The 11,637-nt window shown below is 68.7% G+C and carries 7 protein-coding genes; 4 read left to right on the forward strand and 3 right to left on the reverse strand.

Annotated elements, in window-relative coordinates; all coding sequences use genetic code 11:
* Positions 1–3: 3 nt before the first annotated feature.
* On the reverse strand, positions 4–1,722 hold the full coding sequence (locus DTA15_RS35725; protein ID WP_012493381.1) for a SulP family inorganic anion transporter: 1,719 nt from the start codon (positions 1,720–1,722) through the stop codon (positions 4–6).
* 452 nt (positions 1,723–2,174) lie between these two features.
* Here DTA15_RS35725 and DTA15_RS35730 point away from each other — a divergent pair, with 452 nt between their 5' ends.
* Positions 2,175–3,416 (forward strand): mechanosensitive ion channel family protein, encoded by a 1,242-nt coding sequence (locus DTA15_RS35730; RefSeq protein WP_012493382.1) that lies wholly within the window; start codon positions 2,175–2,177, stop codon positions 3,414–3,416.
* Between the two features lie 37 nt (positions 3,417–3,453).
* On the opposite strand, the gene DTA15_RS35735 is transcribed toward DTA15_RS35730, so the two are convergent.
* Complete coding sequence (locus tag DTA15_RS35735) at positions 3,454–4,875, reverse strand: aminotransferase-like domain-containing protein (RefSeq protein ID WP_006481627.1); 1,422 nt, start codon at positions 4,873–4,875, stop codon at positions 3,454–3,456.
* Between the two features lie 152 nt (positions 4,876–5,027).
* Here DTA15_RS35735 and DTA15_RS35745 point away from each other — a divergent pair, with 152 nt between their 5' ends.
* Together DTA15_RS35745 and DTA15_RS35750 are read left to right on the forward strand one after the other, a co-directional pair.
* The gene (locus tag DTA15_RS35745) at positions 5,028–7,352 is read left to right on the forward strand and encodes an FdhF/YdeP family oxidoreductase (protein WP_006481618.1); all 2,325 of its coding nucleotides are present in this window, start codon (positions 5,028–5,030) and stop codon (positions 7,350–7,352) included.
* 12 nt (positions 7,353–7,364) lie between these two features.
* Complete coding sequence (locus tag DTA15_RS35750) at positions 7,365–8,285, forward strand: bestrophin family protein (protein ID WP_006481614.1); 921 nt, start codon at positions 7,365–7,367, stop codon at positions 8,283–8,285.
* Here DTA15_RS35750 and DTA15_RS35755 read toward each other — a convergent pair.
* Positions 8,278–10,326, reverse strand: coding sequence for an FUSC family protein (locus tag DTA15_RS35755; RefSeq protein ID WP_012493384.1), 2,049 nt, complete (start codon positions 10,324–10,326; stop codon positions 8,278–8,280). The genes DTA15_RS35750 and DTA15_RS35755 overlap by 8 nt on opposite strands.
* Before the next feature lie 155 nt (positions 10,327–10,481).
* Here DTA15_RS35755 and DTA15_RS35760 point away from each other — a divergent pair, with 155 nt between their 5' ends.
* Complete coding sequence (locus DTA15_RS35760; RefSeq protein ID WP_006483836.1) at positions 10,482–11,384, forward strand: LysR family transcriptional regulator; 903 nt, start codon at positions 10,482–10,484, stop codon at positions 11,382–11,384.
* The last annotated feature ends 253 nt before the right edge of the window (positions 11,385–11,637 follow it).

An 11,637-nucleotide genomic window follows, 5' to 3' on the forward strand; every position in this document is an offset into this window, starting at 1 on the left:
GCGCTACACCGTGCCCGGCTCCTGCGGCGCGGGTGTCGTACCGGCCGCCTCCAGCGCCTGATGCAGCGTGGCAAAGATGCACGTCGCGCCGACCACCTCGGTGATCCCGTGACGATCCATGTCCGCGCGCAGATAACGGTTCACGCGCCCGAACAGCACGCCGATCCCGCGCGCATGCAGCGACCTGACGAGATCGGTCAAGGTCCGCGCGGCCGAATAGTCGACGTCGGTGATCGCGCCCGCATCGACGACGAACCAGCGCGGCGGCACCGGCGCCGCCTCGACGAGTTCGGTCACTTCGGCAGCGAACCGGTGATCGTTCGCGAAGAACAGGTCGGCGCCGAACCGGTAGACGATCAGCCCCGGCGCCGTCATCGCACCGCGCCGGGTAGGCACCGGCTGCCACCGGCCGTTGCCGGCGACGGGTTCGAGCACCATCGTGTGAGGCTGGTAGCTGTGGCGCACATGCCGCATCAGCGACAGCGCGACGGCCAGCAGGATGCCCTGCTCGACGCCGACCGTCACGACGGCCGCGGCCGTGATCAGCGCGAGCGTGAATTCGCCGGGGCTTTCCTCGCGGATCGCCGCGAGACTGCGCACGTTGATCAGCCCGAGCGCGATCGTGAACACGATGCCGGCCAGCACCGCATGCGGCAGATACTGCAAATACGGACTGAAGAACAGCAGCACGACGGCGACGACGACGGCGAACGCGAGATGCCCGATCTGGCTGCGCACGCCCGCGCCGTCGGCCATCGCCGTTTGCGTCGGGCTGCCGTTGACGACGAACGCACCGCCGAGCGCCGCCGCCGCGTTCGCGGCCGCGAGCCCGAGGATGTCGGCGTTGGTGTCGACGTCCTCGCCGTACTGCTGCGCGAATACGCGCGCGGCGGCCGCGCTCTGCGCGATGATCATCACGAAGCACGAAGCGGCAACCGGCACGAGATCGAGAAACTGCTGCCACGTGACGGACGGCCAGCGCAGCGGCGGCAGCCCGCCCGCCACGGGCCCCAGCACCGCGATGCCGTGCGCGGCGAAGCCGAACGCAGCGCTCGCGGCGATGCTGCCCACGACCGCGATCATCGGCATCGGCACGCGCGGCAAGAACCGCTTGCACGCGAGAATCGCGACGACGACGAGCGCCGCGAGCGCGAGCGTCGGCCGGTGCGTGTGAGCCAGGTGCGTGACGACGTAGTCGAGTTGCGCGAGGCTGCGCGACGCCGGGTACGGCACGGCGAGGCCGAACATGTCGCCGAGCATCGCGATCGACACCTGCACGCCGACGCCGGCGAGAAAACCGACCAGCACCGTGCGCGACAGGAAATCGGCGAGAAAGCCGAGCTTGAAGATCCGCGCGAGCAGCAGCATCGCGGCGGTCAGCAACGCGACCATGCCGGCCAGCGCCGCATAGTCGGCGCTGCCGGCCGGCGCCATCGACGACAGCCGGCTCGCGAAAATCGTCGCGGTCGCGGAGTCGGCGGCGACCACGAGATGGCGCGACGCGCCGAAGCACGCGAATGCAACGAGCGGCAGGAACACCGTGTAGAGCCCGGTGACGGCCGGCATGCCGGCGATGCGCGCGTAGCCGAGCACCTGCGGGATATCCATCGACGCGAGCGAAATGCCCGCGACGATGTCGCGTATCGCCGCCGCGCGGCGGATCGGAAGGAGGCCTTTCAGCAGCCGCACGCGTGACGGACGGCTTTCGTTGGAATCTGGCATGCGTGAAATGCGTGAGGTCGAAATGACGAGGCCGCGAACGGGTGCGCGACGGTGTCGCGTGTCGCTCACCGTCGCCGGACCGGCCGCGCACCAACGCGAACGACGCACCGACGACGCGTGTGACGTCCGCATGATTGCATGGATCGGCTATCGCGCGCATCGAAGCGCAACAGCCGGCCGTCGCGGCTTCCGGACGATCGCGCCCCGTGAACGACACGTCCGGCGCCCTGCTCGCACACCGGCTTGCGGTGACGTCGATTCGCCGCTCGTCTTCACCTTGATAGAGAGGATACCTGCACAAAGGTGAGCCGATTCGGGAGCCGATCGCCCGCCTTCGCGGCACGCCTCCGGAACCCGATGGCACAATCACGGTCCCTTTCATGTGCCCTTCACCGGGCGCGCGCCGCGTCGCGGCGCCGATTCAACGCACAAGAAGGCCCCAGTCTGCTCCTATGACCCTGAACGAATCCTGGTTGACGCCGCTCGTCGGCATCCTCGTCCTGCTCGCCGCCGCCGGCGCGATCACCGCCGTCGTGCATTTCCTGCTGTTTCGCGTGGTCGCGCGACTCGCGCGGCTGTCCGCCACGCGCGTCGACGACGCGCTGTTCGAATTCGGCGCCTTCAAATGGCTGAACCGCATCGTGCCGTTCGTCGTGATCAAGCTCGGGCTCGGCGCGGTGCCCGGCATTCCGGGCCTGGCCGCGCAGGTCGTCGACAAGGTGCTGTTCGCGCTGATCGTGTTCCTCGTGACGATGACCATCAGCGCGACGCTGTCCGCGCTCGAACACACGCACCGCACGTCCCGGCGCGACCAGCCGCGCCTGTCGCTGAAAGGCGCGATGCAGCTCGTCAAGCTCGTGATGTTCATCACGGCCGCGCTCGTCGTGATCGGTGATGCGACCGGCAAGCAGATCGGCCTGCTGCTGTCCGGCATCGGCGCGATGTCGGCGGTGCTGATGCTGATCTTCAAGGACACGCTGCTCGGCCTCGTCGCCGGCGTGCAGCTGTCGTCGAACGACATGCTGCGGATCGGCGACTGGATCACGATGCCGTCGGCCGGCGCGGACGGCACGGTGATCGACATCACGCTGAACACCGTCAAGGTCGCGAACTTCGATCACACGATCATCACGGTGCCGACGTGGAAGCTGATCACCGAGAGCTACCAGAACTGGCGCGGGATGACCGAGGCGGGCGGCCGCCGCATCAAGCGCGCGCTGTTCATCGATGCGACGAGCGTGCGCTTTCTGTCGAACGACGAGATCGAACGTCTCGAACGCCTGACGCTGCTGAAGGATTACCTCGAAGACAAGGTCGATGCGATCGCGCAATGGAACGGCACGCTGGGTGCGGCCGGCGACTGCCCGGCGAACCGCCGCCAGCTGACCAATCTCGGCACGTTCCGCGCATACGTCGCGAACTACCTGAAGGGCCATCCGCGCATCCGCCGCGACATGACGAACATGGCGCGGCAACTGCCGCTCACGGCCGAAGGCATTCCGCTCGAACTGTACTGCTTCACCGATACGACGACGTGGGTCGACTACGAGACCATCCAGGCCGACCTGTTCGACCACCTGATCGCGGTGCTGCCGGAGTTCGGGCTGCGCGTCTACCAGCATCCGTCGGGCTTCGACATGCGGCAGATGGTCGACACCGCGCAAGCCGGGCTACAGGAGCCACGCGCGGCCTGATACCGGCGCCCGGCGGCCGGCCGCCGGGCGGCCGCGCTCACCGCGCCGCGCACTCCGACGCGAGCCGCCCCAGCACCTTCAGCGCGTCCTCGATCTGCCGCGACCACGGGTAGCTGTAATTGAGCCGGATGAAATGCCGGTAATCGGCGCCGGCCGAGAACATGTGTCCGGGCCCGACCGTGATCCGCTGCGCGAGCGCCAGCGAATACAGCTTCATCGCGTCGACCTGCGGCGGCAGCTCGACCCACAGCACGTACCCGCCCTGCGGCTGCGACAGCCGCGTGCCTTCCGGGAAGAAACGCCGCACCATCGCGCTCATCAGGCTCGCCTGCTGCGCATACTGCTTGCGCATGCGCCGCAGGTGAAAGTCGTAGCCGTCGTATTTCAGGTACTCGGCGATCGCGAGTTGCTCGATCGCGGGCGTCGCGAGCGTATTCAGGAATTTCAGCTTCTCGACCTGGTCGCGGTAGCGGCCCGGCATCGCCCAGCCGATCCGGTAGCGCGGCGACAGGCTCTTCGTGAACGACGCGCAATGCAGCACCAGCCCGTCGCGATCGAACGACTTCAGCGCGCTCGGCGCCGTGTCGCCGAAGTGCAGCTCGTGATAGACGTCGCTCTCGATCGCCGGCACGCCGTGCTTCGCGAGCAGTTCGACCAGCGCGCGCTTGCGCGCATCGGGCATCTGGAAGCCGAGTGGATTCTGGAAGTTCGGCATCACCATGCACGCCGCGATGCGCTCGCTCGCGAGAATTCGCCCGAGCGCGTCGAGATCGATGCCGTCGCCCGGATGCGTCGCGACTTCCAGCGCACGCATGCCCATCCGCTCGATCGCGTGCAGCATCGCGTAGAAGGTCGGCGACTCCACCGCGATCGTGTCGCCCGGTTTCGCGACCGCCTGCAGGCACAGGTTGATCGCCTCGGTCGCGCCGATCGTCATCACGATCTCGCCGGGCTCGACCGCGACTCCGCGCTCCGCATAGCGCCGCGCGATCTGGCGGATCAGCTCCTGGTTGCCGGGCGGCAGGTCGTCGATCACGCCCCAGCGCGTGCGGCGGCGCCCGATCGCCTGCGCATAGCGCGCGAGGCGCTGCACCGGAAACTGCGACGCGTCGGGATACGGCGAGCCGAGCGGCACCGCGTCGTCGCGCGCGATCGAGCGCAGCGTCGACAGCACGAGCCGGCTCACGTCCACGGCCGACGGCTCGGCGGCCGGCGCGGAGACATGCAATTCCGCCTCGGCCGGCGCCACGGCGCGCGCCCGCACGAAGTAGCCCGACTGCGGCCGGCTTTCGATCAGGCCGCGGCTTTCGAGCACGAGGTACGCGCGCAGCACGGTCGTGACGCTGAGCTGCTGCTGCCGGCTCGCCTGACGCACCGACGGAATCCGCTCGCCGGGCCGGTATACGCCCCGCTCGATCTGCGCCTGGAGATCGTCGGCCAGTTGTTCGTAACGCTTCACGCGCCTCCCTTTCAGCTTCCCTTCAGCAACACAGTTGCGATCCGCACTGTATGAATGACCGAAACTGTACTCTTTTTTGAAGTGAACAGGTGTACACACAGCGGGACGGGTGCCGCGCGTACTCTGCACGCATCGACCCCGACACCCGCATCATGAAAAAGAAATCCGCCACCGCGCGCATCGAACCGTACACCCACCCGGCCGCCGGCTGGGGCGCGCTGAAAGCCGTCACGATCAACCTGATCAAGGAAAAGGTCGCCGGCGGCAACTACCGCACGCTGCTGCGCCAGAACCAGCCGGACGGCTTCGACTGCCCGGGCTGCGCGTGGCCCGACCGCCAGCACGCGTCGACGTTCGAATTCTGCGAGAACGGCGTGAAGGCCGTGGCCGCGGAAGCGACGAGCAAGCGCGTGACGCCCGACTTCTTCGCCGCGCACACGGTGACCGAACTGCTCGAACAGTCGGATTTCGAGCTCGAACAGCACGGCCGGCTCACCGATCCGATGGTGTACGACGCGCGGACCGACCGCTACGTGCCGATCGCGTGGGACGACGCGTTCGAACTGATCGCCCGCCACCTGCGCGCGCTGCCCGACCCGAACCAGGCCGCGTTCTACACGTCCGGCCGCGCCAGCAACGAGGCCGCGTTCCTGTATCAATTGTTCGTGCGGCGGTACGGCACCAACAACTTCCCCGACTGCTCGAACATGTGCCACGAGGCGACGAGCCGCGGGCTGCCGGCGTCGGTCGGGGTCGGCAAGGGCACCGTCACGCTCGACGATTTCGAGCATGCGGACACGCTGCTGATCTTCGGCCAGAACCCCGCGACCAACCACCCGCGGATGATGGGCGAGCTGCGCGAATGCGCGAAGCGCGGCGCGACGATCGTGTCGATCAACCCGCTGAAGGAGCGCGGCCTCGAACGCTTCGCCGATCCGCAAAGCCCGCTGGAGATGCTGACGATGTCGGGCACCAGGATCGCATCGACGTTCATCCAGCCGACGCTCGGCGGCGATTTCGCGCTGATCAAGGGGATGGCCAAGCGCGTGCTCGAACTCGACGACGCCGCGCGCGCCGCCGGTGCGCCGCGCGTCATCGACACCGCGTTCATCGGCGAGCACACGGCCGGCTTCGACGCGTTCGCCGACGACCTGCGCGCCGAAAGCTGGTCCGCGCTGACGGCCGAAAGCGGCGTGCCGTACGAGCAGATCGACGCGCTCGCGCGGCTCTATGCGCGCAGCGAACGCGTGATCGCGACGTGGGGGATGGGCATCACGCAGCACAAGCATTCGGTCGCGACGGTGCAGATGCTGACCAACCTGATGCTGATGCGCGGCAACATCGGCCGCCCCGGCGCCGGCCTGTGCCCGGTGCGCGGCCATTCGAACGTGCAGGGCAACCGCACGGTCGGCATCGAGGAAAAGCCGTCGCAGGCGTTCCTCGACCGGCTCGGCCACGTGTTCGACTTCGAACCGCCGCGCCATCACGGCTACGACGTCGTCGAGACGATCGAAGCGATGCTCGACGGCCGCGTGAAGGTGCTGATCGGCCTCGGCGGCAACTTCGCGATGGCGACGCCCGACACGCCGCGCACGTGGGAAGGCATGCGCCGCTGCGAACTGTCGGTGCACATCACGACGAAGCTGAACCGCAGTCACCTGATCCACGGCCGCGACGCGCTGATCCTGCCGACGCTCGGCCGCACCGAGATCGACCTGCAGGACGACGTCGCGCAAGGCGTGACGGTCGAGGACTCGATGAGCATGGTCCACGTGTCGTACGGGATGAACAAGCCGGCTTCGCCGAACCTGATGTCGGAGCCCGCGATCGTCGCGCACATGGCGCACGCGCTGTTCGGCAGCGACACGATCGACTGGCTCGCGTACAAGGACGACTACGCGAAGATCCGCGATGCGATCGAGGCGACGCTCGACGGCTTCTACGACTACAACACGCGCATCGCGCGGCCGGGCGGCTTTCACCTGCGCGTGGCGTCGCGCGACCGCGAATGGCTCACGCCGACGGGCAAGGCGAATTTCATCGCGCACGCGCTGCCGACCGACACGCCGATCCAGCGTGCCCGCGCGCTGCACGGCGACCGGCTGATGACGCTGATGACGACGCGCTCGCACGACCAGTACAACACGACCGTCTACGGACTCGACGACCGCTATCGCGGCGTGTTCGGCCAGCGCCGCGTGGTGTTCGTCAACCGCGACGATCTCGCGATGCTCGGCCTGAAGGCCGGCGAATGGGTCGACATGGAAACCGTGTGGCACGACGGCATCGAGCGGCGCGCGAACGGCTTCCTGCTCGTCGAGTACGACATCCCGCGCGGCTGCATCGGCGCGTACTACCCGGAAACCAACCCGCTCGTGCCGCTCGACAGCGTCGGCGACGTGTGCAACACGCCGACGTCGAAGTCGGTGCCCGTGTTGCTGCATCGCGCGGCCGCGCCGGCGTCGATCGCCGCCTGACGGAGCACGACGATGATCGTTCGTCCGCGCGAGCACTGGCTGCGGATGCTGCTCGTCTGGAACGGCTCGGTGCTGCCGACCATCCTGCCGCAACTCGTGCTGACGCTCGCGATCAGCCTCGTCGCGGTCTGGGGCGGCGGCCGCGTGCTCGGCGAGAAGGTGCCGCTGAATCCGACGCCGTTCACGCTGATCGGCCTGACGCTCGCGATCTTCGCCGGGTTTCGCAACAACGCCAGCTACGAACGCTATCGCGAGGGCCGGCAGCTGTGGGGCGGCGTGCTGACCGCCACGCGCACGCTGGTGTCGCAGGCGCTCTGCTACGGCGCGGTCGACCATGACGACGCATCGCGCCGCGCGTTCGTGCGCACGGTCGTCGCATTCGTCTACACGCTCAAGCATCAGCTGCGCGGCACCGATCCGGCCGCGGACCTGCGCGGGCTGCTCGACGGCGCGACCTATACGCGCGTCGCCGCTGCCCGGTTTCGTCCGGTCGTCGTCGTGCACGCGCTGCGCGAAGCGTTCGCCGCGCGCGCCGATGCGGGCCAGCTCGCCGACACGCGGCTGTGGATGCTCGATGCGCGCCTCGACGATCTCGTCGCGATGGTGAGCGGCTGCGAGCGCATCGCATCGACGCCGATTCCGTTTTCATACGACGTGCTGCTGCACCGGACCATCTACGCATATTGCGTGTTGTTGCCGTTCGGCCTCGTCGATTCGATCGGCGCGGCGACACCTTTTGTAACAGTTTTCGTCGCCTATACGCTGATCGCGCTCGACGCGATCGCGCATGCGATCGCCGAACCGTTCGGCGACGGGCCGAACCATCTCGCGCTCGATGCGATGACGCGGCAGATCGAGCGCACGCTGCTCGAACTGAACCGCGAGCCGCTGCCGGCCGAGGTGACGCCCGGCCCGTCGTACCGCCTCACCTGACCGGCCGCCCCGCCCGATCGCGGCCGGCCAGGAAGTCGCCATGCTCGGCGGCCGCATCCGCGATCCGCCGCAGCAGGACCACGCCATTCAGCAACGCATGCGCGGCGTCGCCGTCGCGCGCGGCCACGCGACGGCGCAACAGGCGGGCCGCCGCGTCGCAGCTCCGTTCGAGCCGCGCGAAATCCGCCCGCGCAACGCGCCCGCGCACCGCCGCCGCCGCGCGGCGCGCGGCCGGTTCCCGCGTGGCCAGTTCAGCGAGCGCCAGCAGGCTGTCGCCGATTCCCCAGATCGCGAGCAGATCGCGCATGTCGTGCTCGATCTGCGTCTGCGGCACGCTGCCCGCGAACCCGAGCTCGCGCGCGAGCCGGTCGGCCGTGCGGCTCAGCCACGCGCTCGCCGACCACGCCCGCGGATCGCGCGCGATCCGCACCAGATCGCGGCGCACCGCGCGATGCAGGCGTCGCCGGCTCGTGCCGGGATCGCCGGGAAACACCAGCGCGAACACCAGCGCACCGAACGCGATGCCGAGCAGCGTCGCGAGCGCGCTGTTCAGGAACGCGGCGTCGCCGATGCGCGCCGTGTTGTTCGGCGACGTGAAATTCCAGAAGAAGATCGAGAACGCGCTGCCCATCGCGGCCGTGCGCGGATGGCGTATCGCCAGGCCGGTGCCGATCAGGAACACGCCGAGGATGTAGGCCAGCATCTCGAAGCCCGACACCGCGGGCAGCAGCGCGAAGTTGCAGACGACGCCCGCGACCGCCGCGCATGCCGTGCCTTTCATGAAACCGACGATCGCGCGCACCGAATTGGGGCGTGTCGAGAACAGTGCGCTCACCACCGCCGTGATCGCGACGAACCCGCCGCCCGCCGGCCACGCGGTGAAGATCCAGATCGCCGAGGCGGCCAGCACCGCGATGAACGCGCGGACGCCGTTGTGACACGCGAGCACCGGATCGCGGTGGAACGCATAGCGCACGCGTGCAGGCGGCGGCACCGGCCGCTCGAGCAATGCCTGGCTCGCGAATGCGCGGTCGAAGCCGCCGAGCAGCGCCGACAGCCGGTCGAGCGTGAGCAGGCGCGACGTGTCGGTGCCGGCCGGCACGGCCGCTTCGACCCGCAGGGCGGCGTCCACCCGTACGCGCAGCGCCGCCATCTCGTGCCCCGCGTCGCCCGACACGGCGACCCGGTCGAGCACGCCTGCCGCCTCGTCGACGAGCGGCTCCGGCGCACCGCCGGCGCGCGCCGCATGCTCGCGGATCGCCTGCCCGGCAGCCTGCGCGGCGAGCACACCGAGCGCCGCCACGCGCAGATGGCCGATCATGTTGCGCACCGGCGGCGCGCCGGCCGCCGCGTATTCGGCCGCCGTGTCGAGTTCGAGCGCGTCCGCGAACAGCCGGTGCACGGCCGCGTCGTTCGGCTCGCGGCGCAGCGCGCCCGCGCCGACCGCCACCGCGCGGTCGAGATAGCGCGCGAGCCGCGTGCGGACGTCCTTCAGCGGCGCGCCCGGTGCGAAGACCGTTTCAAACAGCGCACCGCACAGGATGCCGACCACCACGTACAGAAACCGCGCGACCGCGATATCGAACGCATGCAGCGGCGCCGATACCGCGTCCATCGCGACGATCGCGGCCGTATAGCCCGCGAGCACCGCCGCATACGCACGAAAATTCCGCTGGAACGTCGCGATGCCCGCGCACAGGCCGATCCACGCGGCGAGCGCGGGCAGGAACAATTGCGGCGTCTGCTCGAATGCGCTGGTCAGCGCGAGCGCCACGGTCGCCCCGATCGCGGTGCCGAGAATCCGGTACTGACTCTTCGACAGCCCCATCCCGCGGCTGCCCTGCGCGACGATCCACACGGTCGAGGCGGCCCAGATCGGATCGTCGAGATTCATGCGGAACGCGATATAGAGCGCGAGCAACGACGCGGCGGTATTGCGTAATGCGAAGCCGAGCGCGCCCGGCGGCAAGGTGGGCCACGCATCGCGCAGCGCGGCGCGCACGGCCGCGATCGGCGGCAGGCCGGGGACGGAAAATTTCATGCGTCGAGCATACGAGCGTGCGACGCGCGCCACTACCGGCCGAAACGGAATGCGGTATTGCAGCGCACGGAATAATCTGGACAACTGACATGAAAATGCAGTGGCAGGACCGACAACGGTAAGATGCGCGCAGGTTGAACACGTAACCAATTTGTATGGACCTCGATAGCATCCGAATCTTCTTGCGCGTAGTGGAACGCGGCAGCTTCACCGCCGCGTCCGTGGAACTCGACATGCCGCTCAGTCGCGTGAGCCGCAAGGTCAAGCACCTCGAGGACGATCTCGGCGTGCAACTGCTGTACCGGACCACACGCCGCGTGTCGGTCACCGAAGCCGGGCGCGATTACTACGATCGCTGCCTGCGCGCCGAGGACATCCTGCTCGACGCGGACCGCCAGGTCCGCACGCTTCGCACCGACCCCGAAGGCACGCTGCGCGTGCTGGTGCCCTATGCGATCGGCCTGTTCCAGCTCGAACCGGCGCTCGCCGAATTCCGCCGGCGCTACCCGCTGGTGCAGCTGGTGCTGATCTACGACAACAGTCCGCTCGACCTCGTCGAGCATGGCTTCGACGTCGCGCTGCGCGCGGGTCTGCTGAACGATTCGGGCTACGTCGCGCGCTCGCTCGGCTGGTCGCATGCGAAGCTCGCCGCGAGCCCGGCCTACCTGGATCGCACCGGCCGGCCGCGCACGCCGGACGATCTCGCGCAACACGACATCCTGTTCGTCGGCCGCGATGCGCCGGGCCTGACGCTGCGGCTCAGCAACACCGACGGCGAGCGGGCCGACGTCCCGGTGCAGCCCGTGCTGATCTCGAACGAATCGGTCACGGTATTGCGCCAGGCCACGAGCGGCGGCGGCATTGCGCTGATCTCCACGCATTTCACCGCGCGACGGCTCGCGAGGAACGAGCTCGAGATCGTGCTGCCCGACTGGCACCGTACGAACGACGTCGAGCTTCACGCGCTCTATCCGCGCCGCGCGACGCTCGACAGCAAGGTGCGGGCGTTCGTCGAGTTCCTCACCGAACTGTTCGCCACCTGGCGAACCGCGCCGTAACCGCCTCGCACGGCCGGCAATCGATGCACGTCGACTACATTATTGCAGCGCAGGAAAGGAATTAATGAGCGCGCAAGCGTTGATCGTCGTTCGCCGCATGGTTAGCCTGTGGCGATGAAAAACGACCACACACGCCACGGCAGCCATGTGAGTGCTGCCCGCCGACGCGTCACGCGCGTCGCGCCCTCCTGAGCGGCGATAGCCGCCCCGCGAAGCCCGCCCCGGCTTCGCCATTCCGATTCACCGATCGAAC

Source organism: Burkholderia cenocepacia (assembly GCF_900446215.1).
GTDB lineage: Bacteria > Pseudomonadota > Gammaproteobacteria > Burkholderiales > Burkholderiaceae > Burkholderia > Burkholderia cenocepacia.